The organism is Micromonospora kangleipakensis, from assembly GCF_004217615.1.
GTDB classification, from domain to species: domain Bacteria; phylum Actinomycetota; class Actinomycetes; order Mycobacteriales; family Micromonosporaceae; genus Micromonospora; species Micromonospora kangleipakensis.
Window position 1 is genome coordinate 1993439 of sequence record NZ_SHLD01000001.1, and the last position, 19851, is coordinate 2013289.

20 protein-coding genes are annotated in these 19851 nt (G+C 69.6%); 11 read left to right on the forward strand and 9 right to left on the reverse strand.

What is annotated here, in order from left to right:
• Positions 1–16 precede the first annotated feature (16 nt).
• The gene (locus EV384_RS09730) at positions 17–2833 is read right to left on the reverse strand and encodes an AfsR/SARP family transcriptional regulator (protein WP_130332158.1); all 2817 of its coding nucleotides are present in this window, start codon (positions 2831–2833) and stop codon (positions 17–19) included.
• A gap of 356 nt (positions 2834–3189) precedes the next feature.
• Between EV384_RS09730 and EV384_RS09735 the strand changes: the two genes are divergently transcribed.
• Positions 3190–4071, forward strand: coding sequence for a trypsin-like serine protease (locus EV384_RS09735; RefSeq protein WP_207232278.1), 882 nt, complete (start codon positions 3190–3192; stop codon positions 4069–4071).
• Positions 4072–4294: 223 nt separating this feature from the next.
• Here EV384_RS09735 and EV384_RS35295 read toward each other — a convergent pair whose 3' ends face one another.
• On the reverse strand, positions 4295–4441 hold the full coding sequence (locus EV384_RS35295) for a zinc-binding dehydrogenase (protein ID WP_207232279.1): 147 nt from the start codon (positions 4439–4441) through the stop codon (positions 4295–4297).
• Positions 4442–4760: 319 nt separating this feature from the next.
• On the opposite strand from EV384_RS35295, the gene EV384_RS09745 reads away from it, so the two are divergent.
• The 5 genes from EV384_RS09745 to EV384_RS09760 all read left to right on the forward strand — a co-directional run bounded on the left by EV384_RS09745 (position 4761) and on the right by EV384_RS09760 (position 9051).
• Entirely contained in the window at positions 4761–5336 is a 576-nt protein-coding gene (locus EV384_RS09745) for an IS607 family transposase (RefSeq protein WP_130332164.1), read from the forward strand.
• Positions 5329–6081 carry a hypothetical protein gene (locus EV384_RS35300; protein WP_207232280.1) on the forward strand — a complete coding sequence of 251 codons (753 nt, stop codon included), beginning with the start codon at positions 5329–5331 and terminating at the stop codon, positions 6079–6081. Before EV384_RS09745 ends, EV384_RS35300 begins: the two co-directional genes overlap by 8 nt.
• Positions 6069–6965 carry a hypothetical protein gene (locus EV384_RS35305; protein ID WP_207232281.1) on the forward strand — a complete coding sequence of 299 codons (897 nt, stop codon included), beginning with the start codon at positions 6069–6071 and terminating at the stop codon, positions 6963–6965. The genes EV384_RS35300 and EV384_RS35305 overlap by 13 nt, the downstream gene beginning before the upstream one ends.
• 155 nt (positions 6966–7120) lie before the next feature.
• On the forward strand, positions 7121–8140 hold the full coding sequence (locus EV384_RS09755) for a zinc-binding dehydrogenase (protein WP_130332166.1): 1020 nt from the start codon (positions 7121–7123) through the stop codon (positions 8138–8140).
• Between the two features lie 86 nt (positions 8141–8226).
• On the forward strand, positions 8227–9051 hold the full coding sequence (locus EV384_RS09760; protein WP_130332168.1) for an inositol monophosphatase family protein: 825 nt from the start codon (positions 8227–8229) through the stop codon (positions 9049–9051).
• Positions 9052–9146: 95 nt separating this feature from the next.
• On the opposite strand, the gene EV384_RS09765 is transcribed toward EV384_RS09760, so the two are convergent.
• Entirely contained in the window at positions 9147–9551 is a 405-nt protein-coding gene (locus EV384_RS09765; RefSeq protein ID WP_130332170.1) for a hypothetical protein, read from the reverse strand.
• Between the two features lie 355 nt (positions 9552–9906).
• A complete protein-coding gene (locus tag EV384_RS09770) occupies positions 9907–10389 on the reverse strand; it encodes a GNAT family N-acetyltransferase (protein ID WP_165439902.1) in 483 nt (160 codons plus the stop codon).
• Between the two features lie 63 nt (positions 10390–10452).
• On the opposite strand from EV384_RS09770, the gene EV384_RS09775 reads away from it, so the two are divergent.
• Positions 10453–10674 (forward strand): tyrosine-type recombinase/integrase, encoded by a 222-nt coding sequence (locus EV384_RS09775; RefSeq protein WP_207232282.1) that lies wholly within the window; start codon positions 10453–10455, stop codon positions 10672–10674.
• Between the two features lie 684 nt (positions 10675–11358).
• Here the strand turns inward: EV384_RS09775 and EV384_RS09780 are convergent.
• Positions 11359–11952, reverse strand: coding sequence for a hypothetical protein (locus EV384_RS09780; protein ID WP_130332176.1), 594 nt, complete (start codon positions 11950–11952; stop codon positions 11359–11361).
• A gap of 158 nt (positions 11953–12110) precedes the next feature.
• A complete protein-coding gene (locus EV384_RS09785; RefSeq protein WP_341273652.1) occupies positions 12111–12710 on the reverse strand; it encodes a SigE family RNA polymerase sigma factor in 600 nt (199 codons plus the stop codon).
• Positions 12711–13085: 375 nt separating this feature from the next.
• Between EV384_RS09785 and EV384_RS09790 the strand changes: the two genes are divergently transcribed.
• Positions 13086–13601 (forward strand): GNAT family N-acetyltransferase, encoded by a 516-nt coding sequence (locus EV384_RS09790; protein WP_130332178.1) that lies wholly within the window; start codon positions 13086–13088, stop codon positions 13599–13601.
• A 41-nt stretch (positions 13602–13642) separates the two neighbouring features.
• On the forward strand, positions 13643–14413 hold the full coding sequence (locus tag EV384_RS35865) for a hypothetical protein (RefSeq protein ID WP_242623997.1): 771 nt from the start codon (positions 13643–13645) through the stop codon (positions 14411–14413).
• 23 nt (positions 14414–14436) lie between these two features.
• Here the strand turns inward: EV384_RS35865 and EV384_RS09800 are convergent, their stop codons facing one another.
• Positions 14437–15258 carry an alpha/beta fold hydrolase gene (locus tag EV384_RS09800; RefSeq protein ID WP_130332180.1) on the reverse strand — a complete coding sequence of 274 codons (822 nt, stop codon included), beginning with the start codon at positions 15256–15258 and terminating at the stop codon, positions 14437–14439.
• Between the two features lie 17 nt (positions 15259–15275).
• A complete protein-coding gene (locus EV384_RS09805; protein WP_130332182.1) occupies positions 15276–15947 on the reverse strand; it encodes a DUF4097 family beta strand repeat-containing protein in 672 nt (223 codons plus the stop codon).
• 226 nt (positions 15948–16173) lie between these two features.
• Here EV384_RS09805 and EV384_RS09810 point away from each other — a divergent pair, with 226 nt between their 5' ends.
• Complete coding sequence (locus EV384_RS09810) at positions 16174–16929, forward strand: GbsR/MarR family transcriptional regulator (RefSeq protein WP_130332184.1); 756 nt, start codon at positions 16174–16176, stop codon at positions 16927–16929.
• A 438-nt stretch (positions 16930–17367) separates the two neighbouring features.
• Here the strand turns inward: EV384_RS09810 and EV384_RS09815 are convergent, their stop codons facing one another.
• A complete protein-coding gene (locus EV384_RS09815) occupies positions 17368–18543 on the reverse strand; it encodes a low temperature requirement protein A (protein ID WP_130332186.1) in 1176 nt (391 codons plus the stop codon).
• Positions 18544–18954: 411 nt separating this feature from the next.
• Here EV384_RS09815 and EV384_RS09820 point away from each other — a divergent pair, with 411 nt between their 5' ends.
• Positions 18955–19806 (forward strand): tyrosine-type recombinase/integrase, encoded by an 852-nt coding sequence (locus tag EV384_RS09820; protein ID WP_207232284.1) that lies wholly within the window; start codon positions 18955–18957, stop codon positions 19804–19806.
• The last annotated feature ends 45 nt before the right edge of the window (positions 19807–19851 follow it).

Consider the following 19851-nt stretch of genomic DNA (forward strand, 5'->3'; position numbering starts at 1 on the left):
CGCCGATCGCAATCGGTCATGGACGCGACGTGACCGCCGCGAGCAGGCCGGCCAGCCGCCGGCCGGTCCGGGTCTGCGCGTACGGGATCAGGGCCAGCGCCTCCTGCCACGCCCGCACCGCGGCGTCCTGGTCCCCGGCGGCGGCGAGGGCGTCGCCGAGCAGCGCCAGCACCTCCGCGGCCGGCGCCGACGCCGAGGCCTCCTGGTAGGCGACGGCCGCCTCGCGCCAGCAGTCGACCGCCTTGCCGAGCTCCCGGCGGGCGGAATGCACCTGGCCGAGCACCTCCCACGCCTCGGCGATGCCCAGCCTGTACTGCGCTCCGCGCGACAGCGCCATCGCCTGCTCGGCGCAGCGCACGGCCTCTTCCTCCCGGCTCAATTCGGCGTTGCTCGCGGCCATGATCACCAGGGCGTCCGCGAGCAGTTTGTCGTCTCCGGCCGCCCGGGCCGGCCCCAGCGCCGCGGAAAGCGCCCGGACGACCTCCTCGTGTCGCCCCTGGGCGCCCAGGATCATCGCCCGGTTGATCCCGGCCCGGGTCATCTCGGCGTGCAGGCCGAGCCGGGCGAGCAGCTCGAGCGCCCGGTCGAGATGCCCGACCGCGGTCTCGTGCTCGCGCCGGAAGTAGGCCGCCCCGGCCAGGCTGCGGTGCATCCGGGCCTGCCCGACCAGGTCGCCGGCCGCCCGGGCGGCCTCGAGGGCCACCTCGCCGGTCGTCGTCCAGTCGGTCCACCGGCCGCTGCGGTCGAAGAAGTGCTGCATGCCCAGGGCGAGCTGCCAGGCGTCGGTGTGCCGGCCCTGCCGGGCGGCCCGGCCGACCAGCGCGATCAGGACCTGCCGCTCGGCGGTGAACCAGCGCATGGCGTCGCCGTGGCCGGCGAAGCGCAGCGGGGTCTCGCCCGGCCCCGGCTCGATCATCGGGTGGTACTCGGAGGCCAGCAGCCGCCGGTGCGCCTGATAGCAGGTGGCCCGGTAGAACTGCAGGCAACGCAGCTCCGCGGCGGCGCGCTCGGCCGGGCTGTCGTTCTCCTCGCCGAGCTCCGTGGCATAGGTCAGCAGCAGGTCGTGGGTGCGGTAGCGGCCCGGCAGGTCCTCGCTGATCAGGTGCGCGCGGCTCAGCTCGCCGATCAGCGCCCGCCCGCTCCGCAGCGGGACGCCGGCCAGGCCCGCCGCCCCGGCGATCGAGATGTCGGGGCCGGGATGGAGCGGCAGCAGCCGGAAGAGCCGGGCGGCCGGGGCGGAGAGTGCCTGGTAGGACCAGGAGAAGACGGCACGCAGGCCGGTCTGCGGGTCGTCGCCGTCGAAGCCGTCCAGGCTCCCGGGCGCTTGGGCCAGCTCGGCGGCGATCTGCGCCGGTGGCGTCCCCGGCAGGCTCGCCGCGCGGGCGGCCACCACGGCCAGCGCGAGCGGCAGCCGCCCGCAGCTGGCGATGATGGCGTCGATCGCGGCCGGGTCCGCTGCGACGCGGCCGGCGCCGAGCGGCCGCAGGAGCGCCGCGCGGGCCTCCTCGATGCTCGGCAGGCCGACCGGCAACGGGTGGGCGCCGGCCGTGGTCAGCAGGGTGCTGAGCCGGCTGCGGCTGGTGACGATCACCAGACAGCCGGGGCTGCCCGGCAGCAGGTGCCGGATCTGCTCGGCGTCCCGGCAGTTGTCGAGCACGATCAGCAGGCGCCGGCCGGCAAGGCTGCTGCGGTACATGCCCGCCTGGGCGTGCAGCTCGGCGGGAATGCCCTGCTGGGGCACCCCGAGCGAGCCGAGGAAGCCGCGCAGTGCCTCGGCCGGGCTCATCGCCGGCTCCCGCCCGTCGTATCCGCGCAGGTCGACATACAGCTGCCCGTCCGGGTAGCCGGCGGCGAACTCGTGGGCGAGGTGGACGGCGAGGGCGGTCTTGCCGATCCCGGGCATGCCGTCGATCGCGAGCACCGCCGGCCCGCCCGGGCGCGCGACCGCCGCGCGGGCCTCGGCGATGAGGTCGTCCCGGCCGCTGAAGAAGGGCAGGTCCGGCGGCAGCTGCGCGGGCCGGGGGAGTGGCGACGGCGACTCGGTACGCGCCGGCTGGGTGCGCTGGTGCAGCAGCCGGTCGTACGCCTCCCGCAGCTCCTCGCCCGGATCGATGCCCAGGTCGTCGGCGAGCCGGCGGCGCACCACCCGGTACACCTCGACGGCTTCCGCCTGGCGGCCGTCGGCGGCGAGCGCCAGCAGCAACCGGCTCTGCAGCGACTCGTCGAGCGGGTGCTGCTCGGCGGCCTGCCGCAACGGCGCCAGCACCGCGCTCAGCCGGCCGCAGCGCTCGGCGGCGTCGGCGGCCTCGCGCACGGCCTGGGCGCGTTCGGCCTCCACGGCGAGGAACGCGGGATGCAGCCGGGAGGCCGGTTCCAGGCCCGCGGCGCACCGGCCGCGCCACAGCCGCAGCCCGTCGAGGGAATGCCGCAGCGCCGACTCCGGGTCGCCGTCCTGCAGGCTCCGGCCCGCCAGCCGGCTCAGCGACCGGAACTTCAGCAGGTCAAGGGACTCCTCGTCGGCGCGCAGCCGATAGCCCGAGAGCTCCCGGAGGATGTGCCGGCCCGCCGACCGGGTGGGCAGGCCGGGCTCGAGCAGCCGCCGGAGCACCCCGACGTGCCGGTGCACGACGTTCGCGGCGCTGGCCGGGGCCTCCTCGTCCCAGAGCAGGTCGACCAGCTCGGCCAGGGAGACCGGTGAACCGGCCCGGGCGAGCAGCAACGCGAGCACCAGGCGCTGCTGGCGGGCGCCCAGATGCAGCTCGGCGCCGGCGCGGACGACCCTGATCGAGCCGAGCACCGAGAAACCGATCGTCTCGCCCGCCTCCGCCCGCACACCGGCAACGGTAACCGGCCGATCCGCCACCCGGAGCTTGCGACCACCGGCCCAGGGGCGAGACCGGGTCTCCGGGACGGCGACGGGAGAGGAAGGGCCGATGACGACGTGGTCAGTTCGATGGTTGAGCGCGTCCGGCAGGGCGTCATCGGCGAGGGCGGCCTTTTCGACGGCCGTACGGCATGTCGGGGGCCGTGGATATCGTCGTGCTCATGATCAACGCGTATGGCCAGAACAACTTCCTGCTGTCGATGATGGCGACGTTTGTCGGGGTTCGACGACGACTCTGACATCTTCCATTCGCGCAGCCAATGTGGTCAGCTACTGGCACACCCCCACCCCTCACTGGAGGAGAAGTGCATCGTCGATCTGTACTTGCCTCGCTGACCGCCACCGCCGCAGCGGCACTGCTCAGCGTCGCCGCCCCCGCCTCGGCGATCAATTCATACAACGCGCAGCCTGCGCCTGAGCGCACCGAGGTCGGAGCGCTCGTGGTGCAGTACGACCGCGACGGCAACCCCGCCACGCCCGACGTCGTCCGGTGGAGCTGCTCAGGGACGATGATCTCGGCGGACGTCTTCCTGACGGCCGCCCACTGCACCGCCAATCGGCCCGCCGGCACCAAGTTCTACGTCTCGCTTGCGCAGAACGTACAGGGCGCGATCGACGCCTCGAACGCGCTCGGTGGGACGCCGGAGCAGATCGCGGCACGAGTGGGTGTCCAGGGCTTCGCCCACTCCGACCCGGCATACCCGGGCAACTCGGCCGACTCCCACGACATCGCGGTCATCAAGTTGGCAGGGGCGCAGGCCACGGAGCTCGCGAAGCGCTGGCCCTTCACCCCGGCCACCCTGCCCAGCGCCAACCAGCTCTCCGCGCTCGGTTCGCGCGCGCTCGACGCCGCACCCTGGCAGGTCATGGGGTACGGCACCCAGGAGGCCCTGAACCAGCCCGGTGGGCAGACCCACCCGGGTGGTGGCGTACGGATGAAGGCGACGCTCGACTTCGACGCGCTCAACAAGACGTGGGTGCGCCTGGCGATGAACGAGAGCCGGGACCTCGGCGGTGCCTGCTACGGCGACTCCGGCGGCCCGAACTTCGTCACCCTCGACGGCAAGCTCGTACTCGCCGGCACCACGATCACCGGTGACTCCCCCTGCTACGCCACCAACGTGGCGTACCGGATGGACAGCGCCAGCGCCCGCGCCTTCCTCGGGCAGTACGTCACCCTGCCGTAACCAGCGATGATGGCGGCCGGTCGGGGATGTCCCCGACCGGCCGTCGTTCTTCGCGCCGCAGTGCCAGGGGCGCCTGCGATCGAAGCGGCGGCTCGGCGGGGACGAGCGCGACGCGACTTCAGGGGATGCGGAAAGCCCCCCGACCTCGCCGTTGTGGCTGGTCGCCGGCTGCTTCCTACCTTTTGCGCCCGAAGGGACTCGAACCCCTAACCTTCTTCCGTGGTCAGATGGTGACGACCACCTTGCCGGTCGCGTGCCCGCCCTCGACCTGTCGGATCGCGTCGGGGGCCTCGGCCAGCGGAAAGGTCCGATCGACCACCGCCCGGACCTGCCCGGCCTCGATGAACTCCGTCAAAGCCACCAGGTTCACCGTGCTCTCCTTCGCCGCCAGCCGCTGACCGACGACCGGTGAGACGACCGTTCCCGTGCGGCTGCCGTTTACTCCGTCGAGCGCGCGGCGGGCTGTTCCTGGGGTTGGCCGTTCAGCTCTGCTCGCGGTGGGGTCGAGGAAGATGAACCGGGCGATGTTCGCAGGGCAGTCGACTCGGGCGAAAACCGGCGGGAAGGCCTGGGCGTTGAGCGGGGAGGACCGGTCACCTCGGGCAACCCTTGGGGGGTGATCAACTGTTCGCCTCCAAGGTCGTGTGAGTGAGGGTAAGCATGATCGAGTGAGTGCTATTTTTTTTCGTGTGAATCTGACGGAATGGGCGAGGACGCAGGGGGTGCATCCGCAGACCGCGTATCGCTGGTTCCGTGATGGGACGTTGCCGGTACCGGCTCAGCGGGTCGGATCGCGCATGATTTTGGTGAACGTCGAAGCCAACACCACACCCGAGGCGGTCGACGGCCTGGGCCTGTATGCGAGGGTCTCGTCCCACGATCAGAAAGATGATCTTGAGCGGCAGGTCGCCCGACTGACCCGATGGGCCGCTTCCGCTGGGCATCGGGTGGTGCGGGTGGAGTCCGAGGTTGGCTCGGGCATCAACGGTGCCCGGTCGAAGGTGAGGCGGCTGCTGGCCGATCCGGGCGTGACCACGATCGTGGTGGAGCACAAAGACCGGCTCGGGCGAGTGAACGTCGAGCTGGTTGAGGCTGCCCTGTCCGCCGCCGGGCGCCGTCTGGTGGTGCTGGATGACGGCGAGGTCGAAGAGGACCTGGTGCGCGACATGGTAGAGGTGCTGACATCGTTCTGCGTCCGTCTTTACGGGCGCCGCTCGGCCGGCAACCGTGCGCAGAAGGCCCTGGAGGCCGCCGAGCATGGCTGATTCCAAGCTACGGCCGATTGACCCGCCGTTCGTCGGCCTCGGCCCCTCGGGAGTGGCGATCCGGGACCGGCTCAAGGGCCTCACGCCTGCGGATGAGAAAGTTCTCCGCGCCGTAGGTGAGCATCTCGGTTTTCTGGCGGGGCGGGATCTCAAGGCGCGTTGCGCTGCCGGTCTGGATCACGACACCGACGCGTGGGCGGATCGGAAGCGTGCTCTGACCGAGGATTCTTCCTCGCGGTGGGCCGGGTCGATCACGAAAGCTTCGCACGATCAGTGGGCGCTGTCTCGACGCGCCCAGCTCGCGCACATCCAGTTTCTTGAGGCCGGTATCGCGACGATCGGGCACCGCCTGTCGCTGCCGGTGGGCGAGAAGGGCAGCAAGCGGGCGCCGGGCGGCTACCGCACCCGGCAGGAGTGGTTCGCCAAGACGCGCCGCCTGCACCTGCTCCAGTGCCGGCTGGAGGCCGAGCGGGCCGACCGGGAACAGGGCCGCGTACGCGTGGTACGCGGCGGCAAGCGGCTGCTGAATGCCCGCAACAACCTGGAGGACGCCCAGCTCACTGAGCCACAGTGGCGCCGCAGGTGGGAAGCCGAGCGGCGGTTCCTCCAAGCCGACGGAGAGTCCGGGAAGCGGTTCGGAAACGAGACGATCCGCTCACCCCCGACGGCGAAGTCTCCCTCAAACTGCCCGCGCCGCTGGCACACCTGGCCAACGCACGGCACGGCCGATACGTGCTCGCCGTGAAGGTGTCTTTCCCGCATCGGGGCGAGCAGTGGCGCGACCGTGTCACCGCGAACCGGGCGGTGGCCTACCGCATCCACGAAGACGTCGCCAAGGGCCGCTGGTACCTGACCGCTTCGTGGACGATCCCGCCGGTCAAGACCGCGCCCCTGAACGCCGCCCGTGTCGGCGGCCTGATCGGCGTGGACACCAACGCCGACCACCTGGCCGCCTGGCGTCTGGATGAGCACGGCAACCCGCTCGGCGCCCCGCTCACCTACGGCTACGACCTGTCCGGCACCGCGCAGCACCGTGATGCCCAGGTCCGGCATGCGCTCATCCGGCTGCCGCACTTCGCCAAGCGGCACAACCTGTCGATCGCGGTCGAAGACCTCGACTTCGCAGCGGAGAAGACCCGCGAGAAGCACGGCCGCCGCAAGCGGTTCCGCAAGCTGATCTCCGGCATGCCCGTGAGCAACCTACGCGCCCGGCTCGTCAGTATGGCGACCGAACTCGGCATCACCATCGTCGTCGTGGACCCGGCCTACACGAGCACGTGGGGCGCGCAGCACTGGCAGAAGCCCTTCACCAGCAAGAATCGCAAGACCACTCGCCATCACGCGGCAGCGGTGGCGATCGGACGGCGTGCCCTGGGGGGGCACCCGATCCGGCGACGGACGGCACCGCCCCCGCACGACCAGAGTGATCGTGCCGGGCATCGGACCGCCCAGGCCGGACCGGGCACCACACGGCGCGAGGAAACCCGCCCCCGCATTCCCGGACCACGGACACGATCCGTCGGCGCCGGATGCGGTGAGAACGCGGGGGACCAGAACGCCCAACACCGTTCGGGGCGTTCGGCCGAGCACGGGTTCTGGCAACAGAACTCACTCCCGCTCAGTCTTTAGGAACGGTTCTGGCAGTACCTGGAACGACAGGCTCTCCCTCACTGGCGTCGCCCCCGATTTGATGGTTATTGCCCGGGTACGACACACACCGAGCGACGAAAGCGAACCCACGCCCCGGGCTCATCCGCGGGGAGACACCCTGAAGAGGAAATGCCATGCGAGCAATCTTGATGTACGGCGCCGGTGATGTGCGGGTGGAGGAGATCCCCGACCCGGTGCTGCAGCAGCCCACCGACGCGATCGTCCGCATCGTGCGCACCTGCGTCTGCGGCAGCGACCTGCACCCTTACCACAACATGCCGGCCTCTGAGGACGGGACGCAGATGGGCCACGAGTTCCTCGGCGTGGTCGAGGATCTCGGCTCGGAGGTGACCGGGCTGAAGCGGGGCGACCTGGTGGTGGCCTCGTTCGCCTTCCAGGACAACACCTGCGACTTCTGCCGCGAGGACGTGCAGGCCTCCTGCCGCCACGGCGGCTTCTTCAGCCAGGCGCAAGCCGAGCTGATCCGCGTCCCGCAGGCGGCCGGCACCCTCGTCAAGCTGCCGGTCGGGGAGGATTCACCGCTGCTGCCGTCGCTGCTGACCCTCGCGGACGTGTACGGCACCGGCTACCACGCCGCCAAGCGCGCCGACGTCAACCCGCGCACCACGGTCACCGTCATCGGGGACGGCGCGGTCGGCCTGCTCGCGGTGCTGTCGGCCAAGCAGCTCGGCGCCGAGCGGATCATCCTCATGGGCCGGTACAAGGCCCGCACCGACCTCGGCCGCGAGTTCGGCGCCACCGACGTCGTCGCCGAGCGCGGCGAGGAGGGCATCGCCAAGGTACGCGAGCTCACCGGCGGCGATGGCACCCACGCCGTACTCGAGGCCGTCGGCTACATGCAGGCCTACGAGCAGGCGCTCGGCGTGGTCCGCGCCGGCGGCGTGATCAGCCGGGTGGGAGTCCCGCAGTACGAGGAGGGGGCGATCGGCTGGGGCATGTTCGGGCGCAACCTCACCCTCACCGGCGGCCCCGCCCCGGTCCGCGCCTACATCGACCAGCTGCTGCCCGACGTGCTCGACGGCAAGGTCGAGCCCGGCAAGGTCTTCGACCGCACCGTCAGCCTCGACGAGGTGCCCGACGGATACCGCGCGATGGACCGGCGCGAGGCCCTCAAGGTCCTGGTCCGTCCCTGACCGGGCACGCCTCCGGGGACACCACCCGCGTCCCCGGAGGATCCCACGCCGATCGGATGCCCGCCCAGGTTCTCTATCCTGGGCGCATGTCGATCACGGACAGGGACCTGGTCATTGCGGCAGCGCAAGCAGGAGCTGCTGTTGTGCGCTCCAAGTACGGTGCGTCGCTGGAGCGCTTTGAGAAGTCCGCGGGCGACTTCGCCACTGCCGCAGACATCGAGGCGGAGCAGGTCATCCTCGACGTTCTTCGCACTGCCCGACCGGACGACGCCGTGACCGGCGAGGAGAGTGGACGCACGGGGGCCGGCGGCGCTGAGCGTATGTGGCTCGTCGACCCCCTGTGCGGCACGCTGAACTATGCCGCGCGGAGCATGCTGGTCGCGGTGAATGTCGCCCTGCGGACGGGCTTCGGCATCACGGTGGCGGCCTCAGCCGACCCGTTCGCCGACGAGGTGTTCTGGACGGACGGCGCGAGCGCGTACGTCCGCAGCGACGGCGTGGACAAGGAGCTGATGCCCTCAGCCGATTCGCGACTGGTGGATGTCAACCTCGATCCGCCGTTTCCGAACGATCCCGAGTTCCGGGCTGTCCGGCTGCTCGCCGACCCGGGGTTCGTCGAGCAGTTCCGCCCGCGCGTGGTCTCCACCACCCTGGCGGTGGCCTGGGTGGCAGCCGGTCGGCGAGCCGCTTACGTAACTGACGGCAACCTGCAGGACAGCGTGCACTTTGCCAGCGGGATCGCCCTGTGCCAGGCCGCCGGATGCGTGGTGACCGGCATCCAGGGGCAGCCGCTGCACACCGGCGTGGGCGGGCTCGTCGTGGCGGCGGACCAGGAGACGCATGCCGCCTTGCTGGCGCTCATCGGCCACCAGTTCCCATCGGAGGGTGGCTCTGCAGTAGCGACACCGTAGAGCCGGGAACGCCTGCTCGACCTCGGCAAACGGGGAAGTCCAGGTCGGCGGCCACCTGATCCGCCGATGGAGTTGTGGCGGACCTCCGATAGTCGTCAAGTGCGTCGCTGGGGCCTGGGGCGTCCGGCCGTGCGGCCGTCGGCGGTGAGGGACGAGGGATGCTCACCCTGGTAGGGGATCCAGACAAATGCCGGCGCGAACGGTACGAAGCCCTGACCGTGCAGGTCCTGGTGGAGGTCCTCAGCGAGCACCAGGCCTGGCAACTCTCCGGCGGTCAGTTCGTCAGCCCATTCTTGTTGCAGTTCGGCCGGGTCGACGCGTCCCTCCGGATCCCACCCGACCTGGGCGGCGCGGTAGCCGGTGAACCGCATCAGCAGCTGGTAGAGGCCGTTGCCTAATTCACTGAGCTCGGCGGCCGTCAGCCGCAGACGCTCGTGGTGGCGGTCCAGCCCCACTTTCCAGCCGGTCGGGGATGCCCCCGACCGGCCGTCGTTCTTCACCCTGCAGTGCCAGGGGGCGCCTGCGACCGAAGCGGCGGCTCGGCGGGGACGAGCACGACCGCGACTTCAGCGGATGCGGAAAGCCCCCCGACCTCGCCGCTGTCTGGTCGCCGGCTTCTTCCTACCTTTTGCGCCCGAAGGGACTCGAGCCCCTGACCTTCTGATCCGTAGCCTGGGCCAGCCCGTCCGGCTTAGTGCAGCAGTGGCTGCAACCACTGTTCGCAGCGGTTCAATCGTCCGCTGCTGCGTCAGTCCGTCCAGCGCCGTTGCTGTCATCCGCTGCTGTCACCAGGGGCGGGTTCGACCGTCGGGGTCGGCGGCGGGCGCAGGAACCGCTGCGGGTGATGGGACTCGGTCATCTCCGCGCGTTGCGGAAGTCCTGGTAGCCCATGATGTGCACCGTCTGGGACGGGTTCAGGGCGTAGGGTATCGCCTTGCCGGTCTCGGCGAACCCGAGCTTGCGGTAGAACGCCCGGGCCCGGGGGTTGTCCTCGTGGACGCCCAGGGTCAGCCACGCCGCGTCGATGTGGTCGCGGGCGAAGCGGATCGCCGCAGCCATCAGGGCAGCGGCGGGTCCAGCCGGGCCGCGGTGCGCCGGGGTGACGTAGACCGCGTAGACGTGGGCGTGGTCGGGAACTTCGGCAAGCGGCGCGACGGCAGCCATCCCGACCCAATCGCCTGCCTCGCCGGTGGCGACGAATGTCGCTGACGAGGCGGAGTCGGCTTCGCGGGCCGCCTCCTGCTGCCAGACGGTGCCGCTGAAGGCGGTCGCCTCGGCGAGTGGCGTGCTGAACGCGGTCGGTGAGTCCTGGAGTGCCTCCAGTCGGATGGCCCTCAACTGCCGCCATTCTCCGGCGGCTACGCGGCGTATGTGGTAGATCATGAAGCCCATTCTCGTTGTGTGGCGGAGCTCAGCTGTTCGGTGATCCGGCTGCATGATCTGCGGCACGGCTGCGTGTCGGTGCTGCTGGCCCTGGGTGTGCCGCGTCGGACGGTGATGGACATCGTGGGGCACAGCACGTTGGAGATGGCCATGACGGTCTACGGGCATGTCAGCCTGGGCGACAAGCGGGCGGCGCTGGATCAGCTCGGCGGCCTGCTCGATGACGGGCGCCCGGAATGACGTTGCTGTCACCGGTTGTCTGTCAGGCCCGGTCGCAAGCGGCCGGTCCTCAGCGTTTTCCCTGTTCAAAAGTGTGCGCCCGAAGGGACTCGAACCCTGACCTTCTGATCCGTAGACAGATGGCTGTCTATGCAATGAGGGTTCGCTCGGACGGCACGTCCCGGTCCCACTCGAACCATGAGCGTCCCGGCGGATACCAGCAGGTCCGGGCATTGGATTCATCGGAACAATTCTTCGAGTTGCCCTGGAAGAGAAGCAAGTCCGATGAGGTACCGGCGTGTCCGCGCCAGTTCGCCGACGTCCGATCACCATCCGAGCACCAAACGGTCCCCGCCTGCGCCGATACGGCATACGTCGTGGGCCTCGGTACCTCCACTGACCCGTGAGGATGGCTCTGACGGCCTGAGTTGGCCCCACCAGGACGGCTACAACTGGCCCCACCGCGAATGGCCCCACCGCGAAGACGATCGGAAATGCCTTCAACACGGTGAGTCACCGCAGCGGACGGGGCCTACCCTATGCCGGCCAACACCGCCGCCGGTGCGAACCCATCCTCATTTGCCGAGATGAGTGCGCCTGATCTTGCGGGCCAGGGCGTCATGCACGATAGACAGAACGCGCAGTCTGACTGCGCGTTCTGTCGGATGGCCATGGACGCAACGGCCGCCGGCCTACGTCGCCATGTCAGTCGTCGGGCTCCACGGTGAACCACCAGTCACCGCTGACGTGGACCTGCAGCCTGACGCCGAGTCCTGTCTCCGTCCGCACCTCTTCTGGTGCGTCGGCCGGGGTGCCGGGAACGTAGGAGTAGTACCAGTTCCACCTCCAGGAGCTGTCGCGGAGGTGGAACGACGTGCCGGGGCCCCAGCCGCCCTTCTCAATCCGGTGCACATTCACGCCAGAGTGCTCGATCGCATCGGATACCCGGGTGAACGCAGCCTCGCTCTCGGTGTCGAACGGCAGCTCGGGGTCGTCGGGATTTGCGCAACCCGAGTCGCGGTCCCGGAACGCTCCGTGCGACCAGGTGAACACGCGGCACGCCGGACGACTCCACGCCGCTCCCTCGTCGATGTACAGGGTGAGCCCCAAGTCGTCTGCCACCGGCAGAACCTGACGTTCCAGGTCCGCGACGTCGTCAAGCTGCCTTTGGCGCGGGAACACCGGCGGCTCACCCTGGTTGATGAGCGAATGGACGTCGTACCCGCCAGGCATGACGAACCTGCCGCCGCCGGGCAGCTCGATTGGGCCTGCCGCCGTGAGTCCGACGACCGCGGCCACGACCGCGGCGACGCTGCCAAGCGCCCGCCGGCGCCGGCTGCGGCGCATTGCTCGCCGTGCGGCGGCGAGGGTACGCCCGGCGTCGGGACCGGCATCCGGGTAGCCCGGGGCGCCCGCCCGCAGCCGGGCGAGAACGTCATCATCGTGAAGCTGGACGCTCATCGCAGATCCCCTTCCGCGAAGATCTCGCGCAGCCGGGCGATCCCGCGCGCGTGGTGGGACTTAACCGTGCCGACCGAGATCCCCAGCTCGTGGGCAACCTCGGTCTCGGTGAGGTCGAGCAGGTGTCGCAGCACCACGACCCGCCGCTGCGCCAGCGGCAGCCGGGCCAGAGCCTGGACCACGGCGTTGCGGGCGACGACGGCACCCGTGTTGTCAGGCCCGGCCTGTTCGGGCAGCGCGCCCGGGTCGACGACGACCTCGCGACGCGTGCGCCGCCACCCATCCACCCGCAGGTTGACCAGCACCCGACGCGCGTACGCCTGCGGGTCGCCGTCGCGCGCCACGCGTCGCCAGGATCGATACATGCGCTCGTAGGTGGCCTGGACCAACTCCTCCGCACGGACCGGATCACCACACAGCAGCACAGCAGTGCGTAACAAATATCGACCGGACGCGACCACGAACTCGACGAACTCCTGATCACGCGTGCCCCCTGGCCTGACGCGGACGGGGGCACCCCCAAGCTCATCAACCACCGTGGGCGCCACGGGTACGGAGCCAGCGGCAGATGGCTCGCTATACATGCTCACACTCATCACCACGCAGCAGCATCACTGAACGTTGTCAACGGATCAGGTCAATCCCAAGCCGCGCCCGGCAGGGCCATACGCGCATCGATGACGCCAAGCAAGGTCAAGCGACCGATCATGCCGCGATCCGCGCGGCACGCAGCGTGACGGCTGGAGCTGCCGCTCGCCATCCGGAACTGCCGATGTCAGTGCGTCTGGGAGGAGGAGCGATCGGACGTTGGGTACCTTGCCCTTCGCTGGGGCGTGCCGCCAGGAACTGGTCCAGCGGACTGAACAGCACCGCGGCGTGGTGCCGTACGCCGCAGGCCGCGCACACGAGCGAGCGGGCCGACGCTGGTACCGTCTCCGCTGGTCAGATCGCCGTAAAGTTGGAGTCATGACATGCCGGTCATCCGTGTCGCCACGGTCGACGACGCCCCCGCCGTGACCGCGCTACTACGCGCGAACCGCGAAGCCTTCGCACCCTGGGTACCACTGCGTGACGACCCGTGGTTCACGCTGGACAACCAGCGCACGATCCTCGAGACATCGCTGGAAGCCCATGCCCAGGGAACCATGGTTCCGCTCGTCATTCTGGACGGGGACGAGGTGATCGGCCAGCTGAACATCAGCGGCATCACCCGGGGCGCACTGCAATCAGCGGCGATCGGCTACTGGATCGGCCTGTCACATCAGGGCCAGGGGCTCGCCACCGCGGCTGTCGGCGATGCCATCGCAATCGCTTTCGGCGAACTCGACCTGCACCGGCTTCAGGCAGAGACGCTGCTGCGCAACACGGCATCGCAGCAGGTGCTGCTGCGCAACGGGTTCCGGCCGTACGGTGTGGCTCCTTCGTATCTGAAGATCGCAGGTAGCTGGCAGGATCACCTCCTGTTCCACCTGCTCACCACGGACTGAAGGCGGGCTGCGCTGCCCCCCGCAAGCGCGCACATCTGCCGATGAGCGCCTACCACGTCGGAGGCCCCTTGCCGGCCGATGATCCTCGCCCGGGCCGCTTGTCGGATCTCCCCGGGATGATGATGAACATGTTCCAGCAGCAACCCGCGCCCGAGGTCCACGCCTTGATCGGCGTTATCGATCTCATCGTCTCAAACCAGCGTCCGAGCAGCCGGGTGGCCGAGCGTTACTCGGCCATGTCCCGGGACGGGATTCGGCTCGTTGTGCGCGGCGCGTTGCCCTACTCCGAGGCGGTGTATGCGCGGTTCGCCTTTGCGCGGGTGTCGCTGGAAGGCTGGCATCTCGGTGAGGGGCGCGGCGCACTCGCCGAGGCCGTCATCGCGACTGCCGAGGCCGTGCTGGTGTTGGCCGACGGCCGCAACGCCCGGCCCGGTGACAAAGCCGCCATCCTTGACGCTGCGGCGCTGCTCACCGACACTGTGGCCAAGCCGGCGCATCGCCAGGTGGATCATGGCTTCCGAGCGGGCCGGGAGGGTTTCGTAGTCCCGGGCCGGGCGGCGGTGGAACATCAGCCAGCCGTAGGTGCGCTCGACCGTCCACCGTTTCGGAACAGGGGTAAAGCCCCTGGCCCCGGGCGGGCGTTGGACGATCTCCATGTCGATGCCGAGGCGGGCGGCGTGCTCGACCAGGTGCGTGCGGTGGCCGCCGTCGACCCAGACCTTGCGCAGGCCGGGGTGGGCGGCGGCGACGCGGTTGAGCAGCTGGGTGCCGGCGGTGGAGTCCTGCACGCTGGCACCCAGCTGCCTGGCTGATCGTCAGTCCGCTGGTCAGGTCTTCAACGCCGGCCGCGGTCGAGGGTGGCGACCTCGCGTACGGCCTCGGCGATGGCCCGGTAGTCCTTTTTCAGGATGTGGTCGTGGTTGCTGGCGACCTTCGCGCTGATCTTGATGTTCGGGTTGCGCTCGACCACCTGATCGACGCTGGCGCGGATGCGTTCCTGCTCATCACCCTTGCTTCCGATGGACGCCCCCGACGCGAACACATACCGCGTCGGGACGGTGATGCCGTCCAGCACCGGACCCAGATTCCGTGCGCGGGCGAGCTTGCCGAGCTCGATGTTGCACTCGGCCATCTGCGCGGCGTTCAACCGCGGGGTCAGGCCCGTCGGGCGCAGCAGCGGCATGAACCAGCTCAACCGCTTGAACAGCTTGCGGATCCGCTGCTCCATCGCGTCGTCGAGCCAGTCGTGCGGTTGCGCGCCTTCCACCAAGACCGCACCCAGGGCACGGTCGGGGTTCCGGCTGGTCCACTGCGCGGCGACGAACGCCCCGTAGGACCAGCCCACCACCAGCGGCCGGTCCACACCCCTGGCTTTGAGGACGACGTCGACATCCCGGACACACGCCTCGAAGGAGTAGTCGGCCGACTTCTTCGATTTGCCGCGGGCCCGCTCGTCGTAGGTGATGTGCCGGTAGTCGGGGCCGAGTTCGGCGATGACCCGCCGCCAGTACCCCTGAGTGGCGAACTGGCCATTGAGGTAGACCACAGGGATACCGGGACCGCCAGTGTCGGTGACGGCCAGGGCCGTATCGTCAACCGGCACCATGCCGGTCCACTTCGAATTGGTCGAGGAAGTGCTGTTCTTCAGGTTGGTCATGACGGATGGCTCTTTCTTTACAGGCTGCGGGCGGTGATGTCGCCGTGGTCGGTGGTCGCGTGGATGTTCAGGCCGGCCGCGGCGCCTTCGGTGTTCTTCAGCGCGTTGTGGATCCGGCCGTAGCCGGTGCCGGCGTCCAGGTAGGCGGAAACTCCGTGGGCGGCGCCGACCGTCACGTCGCCCATCTGGGTGCGCAGCACGACCGTGCCGGAGGTGGCCTCGGCGATGTGGATGTCACCCTTTTGGGTGCTGATCTCCGCGGGGCCGGTAAGGCGGCCGACCGTGACGTCACCGGCGTAGGCGGCCACGCGCACGCTCGCGGCCTCGTCGATCTTGACCGCGCCGTGCGCGCCCTCGCAGGCGACGTCGCCGAGCCGTCCGACGCCCCGGAACTCGGCGGCGGCCGCCTTCGCCTCGATGCGGGAACCGGTGGGCAGTTGGACCGTGACCTCGATGGATCCGGAGGGGCCGAGGATCTGGTTCTTCTCCGCCGGGGCCTTGATCCGCAGGACGCCGTCGCCGAATTCGACCTTGGTCTGCTCAGCTGCCTTCACGTCGCGGCCCTTGGAGGCGTTGGCGGGCAGGACCTCGACGGTGGTGTCGGCCCGGTCGGCGGCGATGACCTGGATGCGCCCGGCGGGGATGTCCAGGACGGCGGAGATCGCGGCGGGGGTGTCGAACTTCTGCATCATGCTCTCCTCGTGCGCTCGTCGTTTCTGACATCGGAAACGCTACGTTGCGTTCGAGTGCGGCGCAACTGATCCGTTGCGCATAACCCGCGTTTGTGCAGGCAGAGGGCCAATTTTCGTTGCACTGGGCGTAGATCTAACGCAATGATAGGTGTCCTGATCGTTGCATTGGACTGTGGGCGAACGCTACGCTGGCGGCACCAGGGAAGCACGAAGGGAGATCGCGGTGCCGGGAGGCAGACTCACCCAGCAGGAACGTCAGCAGATCGCGCTGGGGCTGGCCGACGGCCTCGCCTACGCGGAGATCGCCCGACGTCTCGACCGCCCCACCTCGACGATCACGCGTGAGGTGATGCGCAACGGCGGCCCCACCGCCTACCGCGCCGACCTGGCCCACCGCGCCACCGAACGCCGCGCCCACCGGCGCAAGCACACCCCGCCCCGGGAGCAGGGGGCGCTGGCGCAGGGCCACGGGCGCGACGACGAGGCCGTGCGTGAGTACGAGGAGGCGTTCACCACCCTCCTGATGCAACAGGGCCTGCCCAAGATGATGGCTCGGGTGCTGACCTGCCTCTTTATCGCCGACGCGGGCAGCCTCACCGCGTCCGAACTCGTCCAGCACCTCCAGGTCAGCCCGGCGTCCGTCTCCAAGGCGATCGCGTTCCTCGAAGATCAGGGCCTCATCCGCCGGGAACGCGACGAACGCCGCCGCGAGCGCTACTTCGTCGACGACGACGTCTGGTACCAGTCGACGATCGCCAGCGCCCGCGGCACCGCCCAGGTCGCCGAGACCGCACGGCAGGGCGTCAGCGTCCTCGGCCCCGGCACCCCGGCCGCCGCCCGCCTCGAGAACATCGCCCGCTTCAGCGACTTCATCAGCGAGAGCATCCTCCGCGCCGCGGAGCAGGTCCGCGAAGTCCTCTACACGAAACCCGAAGCGAGCTCAGGCGGCACTGCCAAGCCAAGTTCAGACCGCGGATAGACAGCCGTCTTGATGATCACAGCCAGTGATGCCCACGCCGGCCCCTTCAACCTGAGCCGACCCCACCGCGCGCCCGCCAGACGGCCTCGTTCATGCAGGGGTCGGTGAGATCGGCAAGTCCTTCATCGCAGCTCCCTGGCTTCACTCACACAATGGATTCACTCAACGATGGCGGACTCCGGATAAGGGCGCACTCTCATGCCGCTGATCGCGCGTCTTGACCGGCGTCGAGGATCGCATGCCTCAGCGATAGGCGGCACGCCAGTTACGCACCGTGACAGCCGAGCCCGGAGAGAGCCGGCCAACTGTCACCCTTCAAGTGAAGTCGATGTGTAACGGATCAAGTGCAGCCCGGCATCGCCGGTCGCCGGTCGCACACTGTCGAGTCTCAGGACGTCCGTGACAGAACAGTCTCGGGACGTGGGTGGCAATTTCCGGCTAGCCGGGTGGTGAGGGCGGCTCGGGTGGGCGTCCTCGGGCACGGGCTGCGTCGGATACGGCGATCGCGGCCAGGACGAGAGCAGCGGCGGCGGCGACCAGCACCGGCGGCAGGACGATCGTTGCCGGCGAGATGGCGGCGAGCACGAGGACCCCGGCCACGCGGTCTCGGGACACCCGGCCGAACACCGTGTACTCGATGATGGCCCGTCCGGCGAGGAACAGTGCGGGTCCGCCGAGGATGACGGCGGCCCACGCCGGTGGTGTGTGCCCGAACGGGTGCTCGATTATGAGCTCGTCGCCGACGGAGATCGCGACGATGCCGGCGACCATGACCAGGTGGGCGTATACCGACGACACGGCAACGCGGAGCGGATCAGGGGCGGCGGCGACGGCCCCGCCCAACACCTCCCCGGCACGGTGGATGTAGATCCGCCACAGCAGCACCGTGGTCGCGAACGCCACCACGACCGCCGCGCTGCTGTCCGCAGCGAAGGAGTTGCTGCTGAGCCCCAGCCCCGTCACCAGGATCAGCTCGCCGAGCGCGATGATGAAGAACTGCCGATGCCGCTCGGCCAGGAGCCCGCCCGAGACCGAAAACTCCGCCGCGCTGGCGGGGCCCAGCTGCGGCGTGGGCCAGCCGAGTCTGGCCACCGTGTAGTCCACGGCCACCGCCAGCGCCCACAGCACCCCACGCGGCCACCCCTGCATGAGGGCGCCCGCGAGCCACGGCACCGCCGACACGCCGAACCAGAACAGCACCCGCATCTCGGCACGCTGCCGCTCGTCGCCCCGCGTAAGGACCACGAGAAACAGGCTGCGACCGACCTGGACGGCGACGTACGCGCCGGCGAAGACCAGGCCATGGTCGCCGAACGCCTCAGGCGCCGCGGCCGCCAGCACCAAGCTGCCGAACATGGCCCCAATGGCCAGCACCTGTATCGCTGGCCGTCGGGGGTCGAACCTGTCGCTTACTCCCGCCGACTGGGTCCACACCCACCACACGGCGAGCAGCAACACCAGCGTCTGGAAGGCGCCGCTCCAGTCCAGATGCTCCCGCAGCCCTTGTGAGAGCCGGAAGAGCGCGAAGACGAACACCAGGTCGAAGAACAGGTCCAGGAACGTCGCCCGCTGCTCCTCCCGTCCCCGCAGCAGCCGGGCTGCGCCACTCGTCATCGGTTCGCCCCGTTTCTGCCACTCCTGTCCGCCTCTGACAGTCGTACCACCCGGCAGCGCTGGTGGATGCGGATGTGCTGCTGCGGCCCCGGGGGTCGAACGGCCTCGCCCGTGGCGTGCGACGGTAGAGGCCGATCAGTTCCTTCCAGCCGTCGCCGCCGGTTCTGATCAGGTCGTCGACCTTGGCCAGCCGTCGGGCCAGTGCCGGAGCACGTGCGCTGGCGAGTGAAGCGTCATCCGCGATTCCAGCGCGGAGGGGCTGATCTCCACCGCCCTGGTCGGGTACGCACATCTGCCGCGCGGAGTTCGCTAGCACTGACCGTGACTGGTGACGCACCGTGAGGTATGACTACCTCTCCCGCTTCCAGTGCCGGTGCCGTCTCTCCTGAACATGTCGTGCTGCGTGCGGCAGTGGCTGCCTACCTTGGTCGGTACCGGGGTGCCTCGCGGCTACACACCGAGTCCGACCTGCGGATTTTCCTGACCTGGTGCGTGGGCCCGGACCTGAACCCGCTGTCGGCCGCACGCGCGGACATCGAACGGTACGTACGCTGGCTCCAGGACGTACGCCGCTACCAGCCCTCGACCGTCTCCCGCCGCCTGTCGGTGGTAGTCGGCTTCTACCGCGTCTGCGTCATCGACGGCATCCTGCCGCACTCACCAGCCGACTACGTCCGCAGACCGGTAGTACCACCCGAATCACCCACCCTCGGGCTGGGCCACCTCCAGTTCGAAGCCCTGATCACCACCGCACGGCAGTCGGCCAACCCGAACGACTTCGCCCTGATCGCCATGCTCGGACTGCTCGGGTTGCGGATCTTCGAAGCTTGCGGCGCCACCATCCGTGACATCGGCGAGGAACACGGCCACCGCGTCCTGCGCGTACGCGGCAAGGGCGGCAAAGTCGTCCTCATCCCGCTCCCGCCCGCCGTGGCCAGGGCCGTCGACCGTGCCGTCGACGGCCGCCTCGATGGTCCGATCCTGCGCAACACCCTCGGTGCGCGGATGGACCGACACGCCGCAACCCGCCGGCTCCGGCATCTGGCGGCCAGCGCCGGGATCCGGATGCCGAGGATGCACCCGCACATGCTGCGTCACACCTTCGTCACGATGATGCTCGACGCCGGCGTGAGCCTGCGCGACGTACAGATCGCCGCCCGTCACGCCGATCCGCGGACGACCATGCGTTACGACCGCGCCCGCAAGAACCTCGATCGGCACCCGAACTACATCCTCGCCGCCTACATGGCCTCCGGGACCTAGTGACCACGACACAATCGGATCTGCCGATGACGGTGCGCCGGGGAT

Excerpts from the sequence above, each read along its gene's own strand:
- EV384_RS35300 (WP_207232280.1), top strand. The coding sequence starts at position 5,329 with ATGGCTGATTCCAAGCTACGGCCGATTGACCCGCCGTTCGTCGGCCTC.
- EV384_RS09755 (WP_130332166.1), top strand. The coding sequence starts at position 7,121 with ATGCGAGCAATCTTGATGTACGGCGCCGGTGATGTGCGGGTGGAGGAG.
- EV384_RS09760 (WP_130332168.1), top strand. The coding sequence starts at position 8,227 with ATGTCGATCACGGACAGGGACCTGGTCATTGCGGCAGCGCAAGCAGGA.
- EV384_RS09785 (WP_341273652.1), bottom strand. The coding sequence starts at position 12,710 with ATGAGTGTGAGCATGTATAGCGAGCCATCTGCCGCTGGCTCCGTACCC.
- EV384_RS09790 (WP_130332178.1), top strand. The coding sequence starts at position 13,086 with ATGCCGGTCATCCGTGTCGCCACGGTCGACGACGCCCCCGCCGTGACC.
- EV384_RS35865 (WP_242623997.1), top strand. The coding sequence starts at position 13,643 with ATGAGCGCCTACCACGTCGGAGGCCCCTTGCCGGCCGATGATCCTCGC.
- EV384_RS09800 (WP_130332180.1), bottom strand. The coding sequence starts at position 15,258 with ATGACCAACCTGAAGAACAGCACTTCCTCGACCAATTCGAAGTGGACC.
- EV384_RS09805 (WP_130332182.1), bottom strand. The coding sequence starts at position 15,947 with ATGCAGAAGTTCGACACCCCCGCCGCGATCTCCGCCGTCCTGGACATC.
- EV384_RS09815 (WP_130332186.1), bottom strand. The coding sequence starts at position 18,543 with ATGACGAGTGGCGCAGCCCGGCTGCTGCGGGGACGGGAGGAGCAGCGG.